This window comes from Brevundimonas sp. 1080, from assembly GCF_040545985.1.
Lineage (GTDB): Bacteria > Pseudomonadota > Alphaproteobacteria > Caulobacterales > Caulobacteraceae > Brevundimonas.
This window is the reverse complement of record NZ_JBEPMW010000002.1, coordinates 1005989-1022675: the sequence shown is the minus strand read 5'-3', so window position 1 is coordinate 1022675 and position 16687 is coordinate 1005989. Positions and strand designations below refer to the sequence as shown.

18 protein-coding genes are annotated in these 16687 nt (G+C 66.2%); 9 read left to right on the top strand and 9 right to left on the bottom strand.

Annotated features, from left to right (window positions below):
* The 3 genes from ABIC32_RS10345 (at position 1) to ABIC32_RS10335 (ending at position 2500) form a co-directional block, all read left to right on the top strand.
* Complete coding sequence (locus ABIC32_RS10345; RefSeq protein ID WP_313444289.1) at positions 1–933, top strand: Gfo/Idh/MocA family protein; 933 nt, start codon at positions 1–3, stop codon at positions 931–933.
* A 47-nt stretch (positions 934–980) separates the two neighbouring features.
* Positions 981–1484 carry a hypothetical protein gene (locus ABIC32_RS10340; RefSeq protein ID WP_316408977.1) on the top strand — a complete coding sequence of 168 codons (504 nt, stop codon included), beginning with the start codon at positions 981–983 and terminating at the stop codon, positions 1482–1484.
* 218 nt (positions 1485–1702) lie between these two features.
* Positions 1703–2500, top strand: a complete 798-nt coding sequence (locus tag ABIC32_RS10335) for an exodeoxyribonuclease III (RefSeq protein WP_354074097.1) — start codon at positions 1703–1705, stop codon at positions 2498–2500.
* A 3-nt stretch (positions 2501–2503) separates the two neighbouring features.
* Here ABIC32_RS10335 and yczR read toward each other — a convergent pair whose 3' ends face one another.
* A complete protein-coding gene (yczR, locus tag ABIC32_RS10330) occupies positions 2504–3952 on the bottom strand; it encodes a MocR-like transcription factor YczR (RefSeq protein ID WP_354074096.1) in 1449 nt (482 codons plus the stop codon).
* 62 nt (positions 3953–4014) lie between these two features.
* On the opposite strand from yczR, the gene yczE reads away from it, so the two are divergent.
* Positions 4015–4614, top strand: coding sequence for a membrane protein YczE (gene yczE / locus ABIC32_RS10325; protein WP_354074095.1), 600 nt, complete (start codon positions 4015–4017; stop codon positions 4612–4614).
* 4 nt (positions 4615–4618) lie between these two features.
* Here yczE and ABIC32_RS10320 read toward each other — a convergent pair whose 3' ends face one another.
* Positions 4619–5305 (bottom strand): response regulator transcription factor, encoded by a 687-nt coding sequence (locus tag ABIC32_RS10320; protein ID WP_066627096.1) that lies wholly within the window; start codon positions 5303–5305, stop codon positions 4619–4621.
* A 65-nt stretch (positions 5306–5370) separates the two neighbouring features.
* Positions 5371–6087 (bottom strand): YggS family pyridoxal phosphate-dependent enzyme, encoded by a 717-nt coding sequence (locus ABIC32_RS10315; RefSeq protein WP_354074094.1) that lies wholly within the window; start codon positions 6085–6087, stop codon positions 5371–5373.
* Here ABIC32_RS10315 and ABIC32_RS10310 point away from each other — a divergent pair.
* On the top strand, positions 6086–6730 hold the full coding sequence (locus ABIC32_RS10310; RefSeq protein WP_354074093.1) for a thiamine phosphate synthase: 645 nt from the start codon (positions 6086–6088) through the stop codon (positions 6728–6730). The genes ABIC32_RS10315 and ABIC32_RS10310 overlap by 2 nt on opposite strands.
* A gap of 10 nt (positions 6731–6740) precedes the next feature.
* Here ABIC32_RS10310 and ABIC32_RS10305 read toward each other — a convergent pair whose 3' ends face one another.
* Positions 6741–7160: an NtrZ family periplasmic regulatory protein gene (locus tag ABIC32_RS10305; RefSeq protein ID WP_354074092.1), complete on the bottom strand. Its 420-nt coding sequence runs from the start codon at positions 7158–7160 to the stop codon at positions 6741–6743.
* 324 nt (positions 7161–7484) lie between these two features.
* On the opposite strand from ABIC32_RS10305, the gene ABIC32_RS10300 reads away from it, so the two are divergent.
* The 4 genes from ABIC32_RS10300 (at position 7485) to holA (ending at position 12216) form a co-directional block, all read left to right on the top strand.
* Positions 7485–7949 carry a DUF3576 domain-containing protein gene (locus ABIC32_RS10300; RefSeq protein WP_017505409.1) on the top strand — a complete coding sequence of 155 codons (465 nt, stop codon included), beginning with the start codon at positions 7485–7487 and terminating at the stop codon, positions 7947–7949.
* Positions 7950–8108: 159 nt separating this feature from the next.
* The gene (leuS, locus tag ABIC32_RS10295) at positions 8109–10688 is read left to right on the top strand and encodes a leucine--tRNA ligase (RefSeq protein WP_354074091.1); all 2580 of its coding nucleotides are present in this window, start codon (positions 8109–8111) and stop codon (positions 10686–10688) included.
* Entirely contained in the window at positions 10688–11167 is a 480-nt protein-coding gene (gene lptE / locus ABIC32_RS10290; protein WP_354074090.1) for an LPS assembly lipoprotein LptE, read from the top strand. The genes leuS and lptE overlap by 1 nt, the downstream gene beginning before the upstream one ends.
* Positions 11164–12216 carry a DNA polymerase III subunit delta gene (gene holA / locus ABIC32_RS10285; protein ID WP_354074089.1) on the top strand — a complete coding sequence of 351 codons (1053 nt, stop codon included), beginning with the start codon at positions 11164–11166 and terminating at the stop codon, positions 12214–12216. The genes lptE and holA overlap by 4 nt, the downstream gene beginning before the upstream one ends.
* A gap of 2 nt (positions 12217–12218) precedes the next feature.
* On the opposite strand, the gene ABIC32_RS10280 is transcribed toward holA, so the two are convergent.
* The 5 genes from ABIC32_RS10280 to mnmG are packed head-to-tail and all read right to left on the bottom strand — an operon-like array spanning position 12219 to position 16654.
* A complete protein-coding gene (locus tag ABIC32_RS10280) occupies positions 12219–12401 on the bottom strand; it encodes a hypothetical protein (RefSeq protein WP_055755069.1) in 183 nt (60 codons plus the stop codon).
* Positions 12402–12427: 26 nt separating this feature from the next.
* A complete protein-coding gene (locus tag ABIC32_RS10275; RefSeq protein ID WP_354074088.1) occupies positions 12428–13318 on the bottom strand; it encodes a ParB/RepB/Spo0J family partition protein in 891 nt (296 codons plus the stop codon).
* Positions 13319–13342: 24 nt separating this feature from the next.
* The gene (locus ABIC32_RS10270) at positions 13343–14161 is read right to left on the bottom strand and encodes a ParA family protein (RefSeq protein WP_039246649.1); all 819 of its coding nucleotides are present in this window, start codon (positions 14159–14161) and stop codon (positions 13343–13345) included.
* On the bottom strand, positions 14142–14774 hold the full coding sequence (rsmG, locus tag ABIC32_RS10265; RefSeq protein ID WP_354074087.1) for a 16S rRNA (guanine(527)-N(7))-methyltransferase RsmG: 633 nt from the start codon (positions 14772–14774) through the stop codon (positions 14142–14144). The genes ABIC32_RS10270 and rsmG overlap by 20 nt, the downstream gene beginning before the upstream one ends.
* Complete coding sequence (gene mnmG / locus ABIC32_RS10260; RefSeq protein WP_354074132.1) at positions 14774–16654, bottom strand: tRNA uridine-5-carboxymethylaminomethyl(34) synthesis enzyme MnmG; 1881 nt, start codon at positions 16652–16654, stop codon at positions 14774–14776. Before mnmG ends, rsmG begins: the two co-directional genes overlap by 1 nt.
* Positions 16655–16687 lie beyond the last annotated feature (33 nt).

Sequence of the window (16687 nt, the reverse complement as noted above, 5' to 3'; positions counted from 1 at the left end):
ATGCCGAACACCCCCGCCCTCAAGATCGGCGTCGCCGGCGTCGGCGTCATGGGCCGCAACCATGCGCGCGTCGCCTCCGAGATGCGCGAGTTCGACCTGACCACCGTCTTCGATCCCGATGCGGTGACAGCCGAAGGCGTCGCCGCCGCCTATGGCGCATCGCCTGTCACGACAGCTGAAGCCTTCGTCGACGCCGGTCTGGACGCCGCCATCGTCGCCACGCCGAACCGATTCCATGCCGAAATCGGCGTGGCCCTGCTGGAAAAGGGCGTCCACGTCCTCGTCGAAAAACCGATCGCCGCCAGCGTCGCCGACGCCCAGCGCATGATCGATGCGGCCAAGGCCAATGACCGCGTCCTGATGGTCGGTCAGGTCGAGCGCTTCAATCCTGCGGTCGAAACAGTCAAGCGCGCCGTCGCCGACGACGACATCATCTCGATCCAGATCACTCGCGTCGGTCCCTTCCCGCCCCGCATGGGCGAGGTCGGCGTGGTCATCGACCTGGCGGTGCACGACATCGACATCATCCGCCACCTGACAGGCTCGGAGATTGTCGAGGTCCAGCCGCAACTGGCCCGCACCCGCGCCGATCGGGAGGACACGGCCTTGCTTCAGTTCCGCCTGGACAGCGGGGTGATCGCCCACATCACCACCAACTGGGTCACCCCCTACAAGACCCGCACGCTGCAAGTCGCGACCAAGACGAAGTTCATCGTCGCCGATCTGATCACGCGCCAGGTCACCGAATACTTCGGCCAGCAGCCGGACGGCTCCTATTCGACCCGCATGCTGAACAGCTGGCCGGCCGAGCCCCTGAAAAAGGAGCTGGAGGCCTTCGCTCGCGCCATCACGACCGGCGAAACGCCGGCGGTCACCGGCGAAGACGGCCTGCGCAATCTCGAGGTCGCGCTGCGCTGCCTCGGCGAGCACTGACCGGATCAGGCCCCGTTCTCGCCGCAAAACCTGAGGAAGAGAAACGTATGCGCCGTATCACCGCCACCGCTCTCGCCCTGATCGTCGTCGGTTCGGCGGCGGCGCCCGCCCATGCGGACACCCGCTACCTGTCCTATAATGCGTCGGACCGGATCACCCAGGCGCTGACTAAGGGCGTCACCTTGCAGGTGCGGCGCGGTCTGTTCGGCGCGGTGCAGGTGGAGCGTCTGTTCTCCACCACCGCACGCGGTACGGCGGGCTTCACACGCGGCGGACCGGACGCCGCGCGACGCGTCCTGCCGCAGGGCGCCGAGGAGAACGATATCTATGCGATCGATCAGGACGGCGACGGCCGTGGCCTGTCGCGCGCCTTGTGTCCTGGCGCCGACGAGGTCTGGCTGATCATAGGTCGCGTGCGTGCGCCGCGTCCCCTGACCATGCAGGCCGTGGGCCGGTGGTCGGACGGCGCCTATCGGCACTGCGTGACGCTCAGTTACGACTGGCGCGGTGAGTGGGCGACGGCGCCGCAGGCGCAAACACCGCGAGACTGATCCGCGTCCTGACTGTTTCATAATCAGCACGCGCAAGCGGACAATTGTGACGATTTGACTTTTATAATCGTCAGTGACACTTTGGGCACACGAGCGGCGGCGGCCGTTCTACCGCCTCGGAATATCCCCCTCCCCGGCGGCGAGAGAGACGAACCTCCCAGACCCCGGCCCGTCGCGGCCGGGCTTTTTTTACGCCGTGCGCCTGCTAGACGGGGGCCATGACCCTTCGCCTCGCCACTTGGAACATCAACTCCGTCCGCCTGCGCATCGACCAGGTCGCCCGTTTCGTCGCCGAACGCGCGCCCGATGTCCTGATGCTGCAGGAGATCAAATGTACCACGGACCAGTTCCCACGCGGCGCCTTCGAGGACATGGGCATGCCCCACCTTCGCGTGGCGGGCCAGAAGGGCTGGCACGGCGTCGCCGTCGCCAGCCGTCTGCCGCTTGAGGACAGCGACACCTTCCAGGTGTGCAAACTGGGTCATGCGCGCTGCGTCTCGGCCCGCGTGTCCGGCATCGACGTGCAGAACTTCTACATCCCGGCCGGCGGCGACGTTCCCGACCGGGCGCTGAACCCCAAGTTCGATCACAAGATGGACTTCTACGAGCAGCTGACCGCGATCGTGGCCAAGCAGGACAAGTCTCGCCCCCTGGTCATGGCCGGCGACTTCAACATTGCGCCGGGAGAGGGCGATGTTTGGAACCACCGCTACATGTCCAAGATCGTCAGCCACACGCCGATCGAGGTCGAGACCCTGAACCGGCTTCAGGAGACTGGCGGTTTCGCCGATGTGCTGCGCGACCGTTTTCCCGAGCCTCAGAAACTGGCCAGCTGGTGGAGCTATCGCGCCGCCGACTTCCGCAAATCGAATCGCGGTCTGCGCCTGGACCACATCTGGACGTCGCCCGGCCTGACCCCCGCCGTGGTCAAGGACACCGCCCGCATCCACGACGACGTCCGCGAATGGGATCGTCCCAGCGACCACGCGCCGGTCACGGTTGATCTGGACGTCTGATCCTCAATAGACGGCGACCGGCTTGACCGGCGCCGGCGCCTTTCGACCCCGGCCGACTTTTCTGGCAGCGCGCCCGAGCCGAACCACCGCCTCGTCCAGCTGGTCTTCCGGCAGGGTGTAGGGCAGGCGCAGGCGGCGTTCGAAGGCGCCATCGACGCCGAATCGCGGACCGGTGGCGAGGCGCAGGCCTTCGGTTTCGGCCGCGATCGTGAGGGCGGAACTGATCGGCCCGGGCAGCCGCGCCCACAGGGACAATCCCCCAGCCGGACGGGGACAGACCCACTCGGGCAGTTTTTCAGCGAGCCGCGCCCGCAGATGATCCCGCCGGGCGCGCAAGAGGGGCCGGCGCGCCGCCAGGGCTTTGCCGCCGTCGTTCAACAGTTCGACCGCCGCCAGCTGCTCCAGGATCGGAACCCCCAGATCGAAGCTGGCGCGACTTTGGGCCAGACGCTGGATCACCGCCCGGTCCGCGCGGATCCAACCGATCCGCAAACCGCCCCAGACGCTTTTGGACATCGAACCCAGCCTGACCATCCGCGGCGCATCGACGGCCGAGGCGCTGAGCGCCGGCGGTCCGCTCAACGTCAGTTCGACCAGGGTCTCGTCCAGCACCAGCAGGGTCTCCGCCCCCTTCAGCCCCGCCAGCAAGCGCGTCCGGTCCGCCGCCCGCATCATTCGGCCGGTCGGATTGTTATGGTCCAGCACCAGATAGGCCATGGCCGCGTTGCTGCTGCGGCAGGCCGTGATCAGACCCTCGACGTCCCAACCCTCCTCGCCCTCGCCGTCCGGCAAGGCGACGGGTACGGCGCGACCGCCCGCTGCCAGGATGGCGTCGATCGCCTGCGGATAGGTGGGATGGTCGAACACCACCGGGGCGCCGGGCCGCGTCGTCAGGCGCAGCAGATGGACCAGTCCGTTGTGCGCGCCGTGTGTGATCAGGATCTGCCCCGAAGAGGTCGCCAGGCCGCGCCGCCGGTATCCCGCAGCCACCGCTTCGCGCAGTTCCTCCAGCCCCGCCGTCTCATAACCGTGTCCGGGCAGGTTCGCCGGCAATCGCTCCAGCGCCCGCACATAGGCTGCATGCACATTGGCATCAGCCGGCAGGACGGCGGCGGTCATGTCGATCAGGCCGAACCTGTCCGTTTGCGTCGCCTCGTGACGCGGCGCCGGTCCAGCCGGCAGGCTTGTACGTGCGGCGGCGCCCTGCCCGCCGGTCAGGAACCCGTCATCCCGCAACCGGCCGTAGGCGGCCGAGACGGTCGTTCGGCTCAGGCCCAGCGCCTGGGCCAGTTCCCGTTCGCCGGGCAACCGCGCCGCCAAGGGCAATCGGCCATCCAGAATCAGCAGTCGTACCGCACCGGCGAGCTGCCGATAGGCCGCGCCTGCACCCGGCGACCGCCAGGCGCCGAGATGGCGCGTCAGGGAAACAAGACCGATCGATCGGGACGACATCAGGCCAGAATGGCATAACTGGCTCTGTTTTCGATAGCCAGTGTGGTGCATCTCGTCGATTTATGACCCGTCGCCTGATCCAGCTTTTCGCCGGCCTAGTTCTCTACGGCCTGTCCATCGCCCTGATCGTTCGCGCCGATCTCGGTCTGGATCCATGGGACGTGCTGAACCAAGGTGTGTTCGAGTGGTTCGCGAAACCCGCCGGCATCAGCTTCGGTCTTGTGGTCAATCTGATCGGTATGGCCGTGTTGCTGCTATGGATTCCCCTGCGCCAGAAGCCAGGGATCGGGACCGTCGCCAATGTGCTGGTCATCGGCACGGTCGCCAACTTCGGTCTGGACTGGATCCCGTCCGACCTGGACCTACCGCTCCGGGCCGGCCTGCTGATCGCCGGCATCGTCCTGAATGGCGTGGCCAGCGGGGCCTATATCGGCGCAGGCCTCGGTCCCGGTCCCCGCGACGGCCTGATGACCGGCATCGTCACGCGCACCGGCTGGCCCGTGAAATGGGTGCGGACGGCCATCGAACTGACCGTCATCGCCGTCGGCTGGCTGTTGGGCGGTTCGGTCGGGGTGGGCACGGTGCTTTACGCCCTGACCATCGGCCCGCTGGTCCACATCTTCCTGCCGCTGTTCACGATCCGCCCGAAGACGGCCGACTGAGCCGTTAGGGCTGCAGCCGGTATCCGCCCGCGTCGGTCAGCAGCAGACGCGCATGGCCCGGTTCCGGTTCGATCTTCTGGCGCAGGCGATAGATATGGGTTTCCAGCGTATGCGTCGTGACCCCGGCGTTGTAGCCCCAGACCTCGGTCAGCAACTCTTCGCGCGACACCGGCTTGGCCCCAGCGCGATAGAGGTATTTGAGGATATTGGTTTCCTTCTCGGTCAACCGCACCTTCTTGCCCTTTGAGTCCATCAGCACCTTGGCGGCGGGCCGGAACTCGTAGGGGCCGATGGTGAAGACGGCGTCCTCGGACTGTTCATGGCTGCGCAGATGGGCGCGGATGCGCGCCAGCAGCACGGCGAACCGGAAGGGCTTGGTGACATAGTCGTTGGCTCCGGCATCCAGGCCCAGGATGGCGTCGGCGTCCGCCGATTGCGCCGTCAGCATAATCACCGGCGTCGAAACCCCGTCCTTGCGCAACAGGCGACAGGCCTCGCGGCCATCCATGTCGGGCAGATCGACGTCCAGCAGGATCAGATCGGCGCGGATCTCGCGCCCCATCCGGACGCCATCGGTCGCGGTCGCGGCCTGCTGGGTCTTGAACTCCTCATGCAGGTTCAGCTGCTCGGCCAGGGCCTCGCGCAGGTCGTCGTCGTCGTCGATGATCAGAATGGTCTTGGGCGTAGGCATGGGACAGACAATGGCGAGGCTTGGCCCCCGCGCCAAGGCTTGGGGGTGCGAATATTCACATCGGGTTACGAGCTAGAGGGCGTTTCGGGTCGATTTCGTTCCCCGAACAAGGCCGTTCCGACCCTGACGTGCGTCGCGCCGCACCGGATGGCGGTCTCGTAGTCGCCGCTCATGCCCATCGACAGGACCGACAAACCGTTTCGTTCGGCCATGTCCCGCAACGTCTGAAAATGCGGCTCTGCGTCCTGATCCGCCGGGGGAATGCACATCAGACCCTCGACCGTCAGCCGATACGTGTCGCGCGCCGCCGCAATCAGGGCGTCGGCGGCGTCGGGCAGGACCCCGGCCTTCTGGGGCTCCGCGCCCGTGTTGACCTGGACCAGGACGCGCGGCGATCGGCCGCGCTTTTCGCCCGACTGCGCCAAGGCGCGCGCCAGTTTCTCACGGTCCAGGGTTTCGATCACATCGAACAGGGCGACCGCATCCTCAGCCTTGTTGGTCTGCAAGGGGCCGATCAGGCGCAGTTCCAGACCCGGCAAGGCGCCACGACGGTCGGCCCACCGGCCTTGCGCCTCCTGCACCCGGTTTTCGCCGAAGATCCGCTGACCCGTCGCCAGGATGGCGTCGATAGCCTCTGGGGCTTGCGTCTTGGAAACGGCGGTCAGGGTCACGCCCGCCGGATCCCGACCGGCCGCATGGCAGGCGGCGTCGATGCGCGCCCGCACCTCGTCGACCCTTTCGGCGATGGACGGGGCGGAAAAAGCGGAGGAAGAAGAGGTCATGATCCTGCCGGCCGGTTACAGCGACGATGCGCGCGCGCTCTGGAACGCCGCGACCGCTCTAAACCGCGCCGCCGCCGCTGTCAGCCCGGCCGCCGCAGCCTTGCCGGCGATGCTGTTCATCACCGACCCCGATCGCACGCCCCGACCGTGGGAGACGGCGGCGCGCCTGCCCGCCGGCTCGGCGGTGATCTATCGCGCCTTTGGCGCCTCCGACGCCGTAGAAACGGGGCATCGGCTTCGGGAAGCGACGGCCGATCGGGGCGTGAAACTGTTGGTCGGGCTGGACCCTGATCTGGCCGAGGCGATCGACGCCGACGGGCTACACCTGCCCGAACGTGCGGTTGAGCAGGCCGCGCGCGTTCGCTCGGACCGACCTGGCTGGATCCTGGCGGCGGCTTGGCATGGCTCTTCGTCCGCGCCCGAAGGCGTGAACGCCCTGATCCTGTCGCCGGTGTTTCCGGCGGGCGGTGCGTCCGCCGGCAAACCCGCATTGGGCGTCCCTGCATTCGAACAGCATGTGAAAGCCGCCCGCCTGCCGGTCTATGCGCTGGGCGGTGTCACGCCAGAGAACGCCGCAACGCTCGCACACACAGGCGCCTGCGGCCTGGCGGCGGTAAGTGCGATCCAGTCAGCGTTTCGCTGACCGATCGAAATCAGAACTTGAAGATGGTTTCCAGACGGACGCGGGGCTGAGCCCGGCCGTTGGTTTCGGGCGCACGGGCCGGATCGGCTTCCGGCGTGCTGACGGCCGCAGCGGCGCCGACACGCAGACGGTCGTTCAGACGGTAATAGGCGCCGGCCTCGACGTCACCCCAGTCGGTCTCGCGACCCACGGGCTGGTTCAGGTTGAAATCCAGACCCCACCGGCCACGATCGTTGAGGCGCAGACCGCGACGCTGCGGCGCCGGCGCGTTACGCTGCGCCGCCTGGGCCTCCGAAAGGGAAACGGTGGACGTGCTTTGGGCGAGCGCCGACGTCGACGCGGCTATCGCCGTCGTCGCCATCATCACAGCCAGGAAACCACCGAACCGCATACCAAATCCTTCGAACCCCGCCATGAGGCGGCGTTTCAACCCTGAACCGACCTTATATGGTCGTGAGCCCCGCGATTAGACACCGGGTGTCTGCGCGGTCAACGCAATGAGCCGGCGATAACAAGGTTCCCGCGCATTGTTGTCGGCGTATGTGTCTCAAGCGTCACGGGATTCGGGCGGATTCCGGCGAAATCTCACATGCCCTTCACAAAACACCGCGACGCGTGATGCGACGGGAACCGACTTCGCCTTGTCATCGCCCCTTTTCGCCGTGTTATAGAGCCTGGCAGTCGGCATTCCCCATGCCGTGCGCGCGTGCGGGCGAGGGCTCTCACGTCCCTGAGTTTACGGAGACTTCTCTTGATGAGCCTCAACAAGGCCCTGGTTCGGAACGTCGCGGTTGTGCTGGTCTCGGGCGTGGCCCTGGGCGCGTCCCTGTCGGCCTGCTCGAGCATTCCCTTCGTCGGCGGCAAGAAGTCTGCGCCCAAGACGAACGTGCAACAGGGCATCGGCGTCAACGCCTTCCTGTGGCGCGCCTCGCTGGACACCCTCAGCTTCATGCCGCTGCTGACCGCCGATCCGTGGGGCGGCGTCATCAACTATGACTGGTACATCAATCCCCAGACGCCGAACGAGCGCTTCAAGGCGACCGTTTTCATCCTGGACACCCGTCTGCGCGCTGACGCGCTGAACGTCACGGTGACCAAGGAAGTGAAGGGCGCCGATGGTCAGTGGACCGCCGCCCCGGTCGCCGCCCAGACCGAGGCCGATCTGGAAAACGCCATCCTGACCAAGGCGCGCCAGCTGAACCTGTCGAACGCCGGTTAAAGCCGGCGCTCGCTTTATTTCTAGGCGCTACCGCCCTTCGGGCTGCTTGAGCGCGACGCGTCCAAGAGTTTTTAGGACGCATTACTTCTTGGGCGCTGTCGTCCTTCGGGCTAGTTGAGCCGGGAGGGCGTCAGCGCCCTTTCGACTTTCAGGACGACCGTGGCCCGTTACGAACCCAAGACCGCCGAACCCCGCCAGCAGGCCCGATGGGCCGAGGCTTCCGCCTTCGTCACGAAGGACACCGGCCGGCCGAAATATTATGTGCTTGAGATGTTCCCCTATCCGTCGGGCAACATCCACATGGGTCACGCCCGCAACTATGTGATGGGCGACGTGGTGGCGCGGTCCAAACGCGCGCAAGGGTACGACGTTCTCCACCCGATGGGCTGGGACGCCTTCGGCATGCCGGCCGAGAACGCGGCCATGGAGCGCGGTATCCACCCGAAAGGCTGGACCTATTCCAACATCGCCAATATGCGCGAACAGCTGAAGCTGCTGGGCCTGTCGCTGGACTGGTCGCGCGAGTTCGCCACCTGCGACCCGGAATACTATGGCAAGCAGCAGGCTTGGTTCCTGGAGCTGTATCGGCGCGGTCTGGTCTATCGCAAGGATGCGGTGGTCAACTGGGATCCGGTCGACAACACGGTCCTGGCCAACGAACAGGTGATCGACGGACGCGGCTGGCGCTCGGGCGCCCTGGTGGAGAAGCGCAAGCTGAACCAGTGGTTCCTGCGCATCACCGACTATGCCGACGACCTGATCGACGGCCTGAAGACCTTGGACCGCTGGCCCGAAAAGGTCCGGCTGATGCAAGAGAACTGGATCGGCAAGTCCAAGGGCGCGACCCTGTGGTGGGACATCGTCGAGGCGCCGGCCTTCCTGCCCGCCTCCCCCGAGGGCGAACCCAATCACGCCCGCGATCCGATCGAGGTCTACACCACCCGCCCCGATACCCTGTTCGGCGCCAGCTTCCTGGCCTTGGCGCCCGACCATCCCCTGGCTAAGGCCATCGCCGAACATCGGCCGGACGTGGCGGACTTCATCAAGGCCTGTGCTCAGACCGGCACCAGCGAAGCCGAGATCGAAAAGGCCGAGAAGCTGGGCGTGGATCTGGGCGTTCGCGTCCGCCATCCCTTCGATCCGGACAAGACCCTGCCCGTCTGGGCCGCCAACTTCGTGCTGTCGACCTATGGCTCGGGCGCGATCTTCGGCTGCCCGGCCCACGACCAGCGCGACCTCGACTTCGCCCGCAAATACGATCTGCCGGTGACGCCGGTGGTCAAACCCGACGACGCCGAGACGGTCGAGATCGGAACCGAGGCCTATGTCGGTCCCGGACGAATCTTCAACTCCGACTTCCTGAACGGCATGGACGTCGAGGCCGCCAAGGCCGCCGCGATCGCCAAGGTCGAGGCCGCCGGCCAGGGCCGCGCCGAGACCATCTATCGCCTTCGTGACTGGGGTGTTTCGCGCCAGCGGTATTGGGGTTGCCCGATCCCGATCATCCACTGTCCGTCTTGCGGCGTCGTCGAGGTTCCCGCCGATCAATTGCCGGTCATCCTGCCTGATGATGTCACCTTCGACGTGCCCGGCAACCCGTTGGCGCGTCACGCAACCTGGAAGCACGTCAAATGCCCCTCGTGCGGCGCCGACGCGACGCGCGAAACGGACACGCTCGACACCTTCGTCGATTCCAGCTGGTATTTCGCCCGCTTCACGGACCCGACGGCCGAGGCGCCGATCGACAAGGCCGCCGCCGACCGCTGGCTGGCTGTCGATCAATATATCGGCGGGGTCGAGCACGCGGTCCTGCACCTGCTGTACGCTCGCTTCATCACCCGCGCCCTCTCTGACGCCGGCATGCTGTCGGTGAAGGAGCCGTTCGCCGGCCTGTTCACCCAAGGCATGGTCGTCCACGAAACCTACCGCCGCGCCGACGGCGCCTGGGTCGAGCCGACTGACGTCGAGCTCAAGAACGACAATGGCGTCCGCTCGGCCCGCCAGCTGTCGACCGGCGAGACCCTGGTCATCGGCGACATCGAAAAGATGTCCAAGTCCAAGAAGAACGTCGTCGCGCCGGCCGAGATCCTAGAAAGCCACGGCGTGGACGCCGGTCGCCTGTTCGTCCTGTCCGACAGCCCGCCCGAGCGGGACGTGCAGTGGACCCCTGGCGGCGTGGAGGGCGCCAGCCGCTTCGTCCAGCGCGCCTGGACCTTATTTGACACCTACGATGCCGGTTTCGTGGGCGAGGACAAGGCCAACGCCGAGCTGCTGCGCGAGACGCATAAGGCCATCAAGGCAGTGTCCGAAGGGGTCGAAGGCTTCCGCTTCAACTCGGCCATCGCCAAGCTCTACGCCTTCGTCGCCACCATCCGCGACAATGCCCAGGCCGGCGGCGACGCCAAGCGTCAGGCCCTGTCGGCGCTGGCCCGCCTGATCGCCCCCTTCACCCCGCACCTGGCCGAAGAAGCCTGGACGCGGCTGGGTGAGGACGGGATGGTTCTGGACGCGCCGTGGCCCGTGTGGGACGCTGCGCTCGCGGCCGACGACGAGGTGGTCCTGCCCATCCAGATCAACGGCAAGCGTCGCGCGGAAATCCGCGTGCCGCGCGGCATGGAGCCGTCGGAGGTCGAAGGCCTGGTTCTGGCCGACGAAACGGTCAAGGCGCGGCTGGAGGGTCTGAGCGTGAAGAAGATCGTCGTGGTCAAGGACCGCATCGTCAATCTGGTGGCCGGCTGATGCGTATTGCGGCGGCTCTCGCGTTACTCGCGTCTCTGGCGGTTTCCGCCTGCGGCTTCACGCCCATGTACGCCGAGCCGGCCGTGGGGTCGTCCCTGCGCCGGATCGCCGTCACGACCCAGGACGACCGCCTGGGCTATCGCTTGCGCGAGCAGCTGGAAGACGTCCTGGCCTGGGATCGCGGCGCGACGCCGCTGTATCGCCTGACGACAGAGGTCCAGCAGAACCGCCGCTCGCTGGGTCGCCGCATCGACGACACCGCCACCCGCTATGAACTCACGGTCAAGGCGACATGGACCCTGACCCCGGCTGCCGGCGGAATGCCTGTCAGCGGCACGGAAACCGTAACCACGACCTACGCCACGGCAGACCAGCCCTATGCCGCCATCGCCGCCCAGCAGGACGGCGAGGAGCGCGCCGCAGCCGAACTGGCTCGCCTGATCCGACTGGATCTGATGCAGGCGCTGTCGAACCCGTGATCCTGGCCAAACGCCCCGAGATCGATCGCTTCCTGAAGGCGCCCGATCCGGCGATCCGGGCGGCGGTGATCCACGGCAAGGACCGGTCCGGCGTCGCCGAGCGGGCTGAGGTGTTGTGCAAGACGGTCACGCCCGACCTGAACGACCCCTTCAACGTCACCGTCCTGACCGACAGCGACATCGATGGCGACGAAACGAAGCTGGAAGAAGCGCTGACGGCCATGTCGCTAATGGGCGGCCGCCGTCTGGTGCGCATCCGTCTGTCGGCGGTGAAGCCTGGCGTGGATAAGGCCGTCGCCGCCGCGCTGAAAATCCACGCCGACGGCGGCTACAATCCCGACGCCATGATGGTGGTCGAGGCCGACCAGCTGGGCCGCGAGTCCGCGCTCAGAAAGGCGGCCGAGAAGGAGAACGGCGCGGTCGGCATTGTCTGCTACGAGGACGAGACTGGCGATGTCGCCCGCATGGTCCGAGAGGCCCTGGCCGCCGACAAGGTGGGCCTGACGTCCGACGCCCTGGACCGTTTCGTCGCGCGCTTGCCGCGCGAGCGGGGCTTGATGCGGCAAGAGATCGAGCGGCTGGCCCTGTTCATCGGCCCCGGCTCCGGCAAGACGCTGGATATGGACGCGCTGGAGCATCATCTCGGCGTGGAGCCGGACGCCTCCCTGTCGGATGCGGCGCTTCAGGCCTTCGGCGCGCGTCCCGGCCCGGCGCAGGCGGGGCTCAGGCGCGCCTTCGCCGAGGGCGAATCGTCGGTGCTCGCCGTTCGCTCTGCGGCGATCCATCTCGGAAAGCTACGCCGGATCAATATCTTGCAGGCCAACGGCGCAAACTCGAAGGAGGCCGCCAAGGCCGCCGGCGTCTTCTGGAAACAGGAGGCGGAAATGCTGCGTCAGGCGCGGTCCTGGCGGCTCGAAGCCCTGGACGAGGTCCTGGACAGTATCAACACGGCCGATGTCGCCACCAAGACGACCGGAATGCCGGACCAACTGATCGCAGAACGCCTGCTGCTGGAAATCGCAGGTCGCGCCAGACGCCTGGGGCTTTAGCCCTAGCCGCGCTTGGACGCCTTGCGGAAGGCGGGCTGGGCCATGGCGACGTTGCGCGCCGACACAGCCTTCTCTTCGGCCTTGGCGCCCGGTTGGGCGTTGAATCCATGACCCGCCTTGGCCTTCTTGGCGGCGAGCGCCTGTTTCAGCTTGTCGGCGGCAGTGGGTGTCGTGTCTTCAGTCATATCGGCACCCTAGCACAGTCCGCCGCTCAACCGCGCATCAAACGGCGGCACAGATCGTCGAGCTGCTCCAGCGAGCCGTAGCCGATCGTCAGTTCGCCCTTCCCGCCCTTGTCCGACAGCTGGACCTTCAGGCCCAGCGCATCGGCCAGATCCTGCTGCAAGGCGGCGACATCGGCCGCTCCTTCCCCGCCGACGGCCGCCGACGCCGACTTGGTCTTCGTCGGCTTCGGCCCCTCGACCGCACGGCGCGCCAGGGCCTCTGTCTCACGAACGCTGAGACCGTCCACGAAGGCGATGTCCGCCAACTGGCCTGGATCGGGCGTATTGATCAGCGCGCGGGCGTGACCCGCGGACAGCTTGCCTTCGCGCACATAGAACAGCACCCGCTCGGGCAGTTGCAGCAGGCGCATGGTGTTGGCCACATGGCTGCGGCTCTTGCCGACCACGCCCGCCACCGCATCCTGCGTCCGTCCGAAGCGATCCATCAGGACGCGGTACGCCTCGGCCTCTTCCAGAGGATTCAGGTCTGCGCGCTGGACGTTCTCGACGATCGCGACTTCGAACACCTCGACGTCGTCCATCTCGTGGACCACGATCGGCACTTCGGTCAGGCGCGCCGCCTGTGACGCGCGCCAGCGGCGTTCGCCGGCGATGATTTGCCAGACGCCGTCCTCGCCCGGTTGGGTCCGCACCAGGATCGGCTGCAACACCCCCTTATCGCGGATCGAGGCGGTCAGCTCCTCCAGATCCTCCTGGCGGAAGGTCTTGCGCGGCTGGTCCGGATTGGGCTTCAGGCTTTCGATCGGCACGCGTTGCACGCCGGCGGGCGCGGGGGCGTCAGATGCGACCGGCGCCTCGGCGTCCTGCCCCATCAGCGCCGACAGGCCGCGGCCCAGACCTCTTTGTCGTTCAGCCAAGATACTGTTCCGTTCTATTAAAACTCAGGCGGCCAGCTTCAGCCGCTGTCGTTCGCGCTTCACCACTTCCTTGGCCAGCCGCAGATAGGCCTGGCTGCCGGCGCACTTCAGATCATAGATCAGCGCGGGCTTGCCGAAAGACGGCGCCTCGGCGACCCGGACGTTACGCGGGATCACGCTCTCATAGACCTTGTCGCCGAAGTGGGCGCGCACGTCGTTCGCCACCTGTCCCGACAGGGCGCTACGACGATCGAACATGGTCAGGACTAGGCCCTGGATTTCCAACGACGGGTTGAGGCTGTGCTTGACCATATCGATGGTGCGCATCAGCTGGCTCAGGCCTTCCAGAGCGAAGAACTCGCATTGCAGCGGCACCAGCACCGCGTCCGCCGCCGCCATTGCATTCAGCGTCAGCAGGTTTAGCGACGGCGGGCAGTCGATCAGCACATAGTCATACGCAGTAGGGCCATCGTCGTGGGCACGCAGTGCGTCGCGCAGCCGATAGGATCGGCGATCCGCCTGGCTGAGTTCGATTTCCACACCCGACATATCGGCGTCAGCCGGCACGATCCAAAGACCCGGCACCGTCGTCTGGACCGATGCATCGGCGATCGAGCGCTGATCTACCACGACATCATAAATGGTGACGCGCCGTGTTTCACGTGGAACACCCAGGCCCGTCGAGGCATTGCCCTGTGGATCCATATCCACGATCAGCACGCGTTCGCCAATGGCGGCCAGGGCGGTGCCGAGGTTGATGGCTGTCGTCGTCTTGCCGACCCCGCCCTTCTGGTTGGACACGGCGAGGACGCGGGCGGGCTTTCTAGCGCGTTGAGCGGGCACGGCGGAGGCTCCGGATTGTCACGATGCGGCCGCGCACGTCGCTTTGCGACGGGGCCAGTTCAGCCTCGAAATGCCAGGATTTGCGCGCTTCGATCAACTCGGATTCGGCACGTTCCCCCTTCAGGAACAGACCTTGTGCACCTCTTTGGAAGTAGGGCTGTGCATAACCCAGCAGTTTCTCCATCGGCGCGACGGCGCGGGCGGTGACGATGTCACACGTCACAGACTGCGCCTCAGCCCGACCGACGATGACCGTCGCCGGCAAGGACAGCGCATCCACCACCTCTTGAAGAAACCGGCAGCGCTTGGCCAGGCTGTCGATCAACCAGACATGCGCCCCGCCCCGCCCCTTCAGCATGATGGAAAGGACCAGTCCGGGAAAGCCAGCTCCTGCCCCCAGGTCCGCCCAGGTCTTCGCGTCCGGCGCCAGGTCAAGCAGTTGCGCGCTGTCCCAGACGTGGCGGTTCCAGAAGTCCGGCAGACTGTCCGGACCGACCAGATTCATCACCGCATTGGCCTCGACCAACCGCAACCGAAAGGCCTCGAGGTCGGCGATCTGTTCCGCAGATGCATTGGCGCGTGCGCGGAACGCCTCTTGCTCTGCCTCCAACATCAAGCTGCGACCGACGCCTTGGGCGCGCGCTTCACATAGGCCAAGAGCGCCGTCAAAGCGCCAGGTGTCATGCCCTCGATCCGGCCAGCCTGGCCCAAGGTGCGCGGTTGGACGCGCGCCAGCTTTTCCCTCACCTCGTTCGACAAGCCGCCAACGGCGCCGTAGTCGAGATCGGTCGGGAGCATCAGCCCCTCCTCCGCCTTCAGCGCATCCGCATCCTGCGACTGACGATCCAGATAGTTGGCGTAGGCAGCGTCGATTTGAATCTGCTCGCGAACATCATCGGTCCAGTCGCCGATAACGGGCACGGCCGAAACGAATTGATCCAAAGTCACATCGGGGAAGGCGAGCAGTTCGCGCATCGACCGTCGCCGACCGTCAGCATTGACCGAAATGCCGAGCGCGCCAGCCTCGTTGGGCGTGAACAGTGTTTCACGTGAAACAGCACTCGCTGCCGCAAGCGCCGAGGCTTTGGCTTCAAACCGAATACGCCGCTCATCGCCGACGATGCCCAGTTTGATCGCAAGGTGTGTGAGCCGAAGGTCGGCATTGTCGGCCCGCAACGTCAGCCGATATTCCGCCCGGCTGGTGAACATCCGGTATGGTTCGGTGACGCCCCGCGTCACCAGGTCGTCGATCATGACGCCGATATAGGCCTGATCACGCCCCAGGATCACCGGCTCCTGCCGGGCTGCTGACCGCGCGGCGTTCAGCCCCGCCATCAGCCCCTGAGCCGCAGCCTCCTCATAACCGGTCGTGCCGTTGATCTGTCCGGCCAAATACAGTCCGGGACGCTTCTTGGCCTCTAGCGCCGCCGTCAGCTCGCGCGGATCGACGTAGTCGTATTCGATGGCGTAGCCGTACCGGAAAACCTCAACCGCTTCCAAGCCGGGAATGGTACGCAGGAAGGCGAGTTGCGTCGGCTCCGATACCGAGGTCGAAATCCCATTCGGATAAACCGTTGGATCGTCCAAACCTTCCGGTTCCAAGAAGATCTGATGGCTGGTCTTGTCGGCAAACCGAACGACCTTGTCTTCAATCGACGGACAGTACCGCGGCCCCCTTCCCAAAAGCTTGCCGCCATAGACGGCGCTCTCACCGAGATTCTCTGCGATGATCCGATGGGTCTCTTCAGTCGTGTGGGTCACGCCGCAGGCGATCTGGGGCACGTCGATCCGGTCGGTCAGGAAGGAAAAGGCGGACGGCACCTCGTCCGCCTGCTGCATTTCCAGACGGTCCCAGGTGATCGTCCGGCCGTCCAAGCGTGCGGGCGTACCTGTCTTCAGACGTCCCATCATAAGGTCGGCGGCATGAAGATCGGCGGCCAGACCCGTCGAGGGCTCCTCGCCATGCCGACCCGCCGGAATGCGTTCGTCGCCGCGATGAATGACACCATTGAGGAAGGTGCCGGTCGTCAGGACGACCGCCCCGGCGCGAACCGTCTCTCCCGCGCCGGTCACGACACCGACTACACGGCTGCCCTCGAGAATAAGCCGCTCGGCCGTCCCCGCCATCAGGGTCAGATTGGGCGTCGCCTGGAGTTCGGCCTGCATGGCCTCGCGATAGAGGCGGCGGTCGATCTGGCTGCGTGGGCCCCGAACGGCGGCGCCCTTGGATCGGTTCAGAAGGCGGAATTGGATGCCGGACACATCGGCCAGCCGTCCCATGACGCCGTCCATGGCGTCGATCTCGCGGACCAGATGGCCCTTCCCCAGCCCCCCGATGGCCGGGTTGCACGACATCTCGCCGATCGTCTCCAGGTTCTGGGTCAGAAGAACCGTGCGGGCGCCCGCCCGCGCGGACGCCGCCGCCGCTTCACAGCCGGCGTGGCCGCCGCCGATGACGACGACGTCGAATAGGAGTTCGGGGGTAGAAATCATCGCCGCCACATAGGGCAAAATGGGGGTGATCAC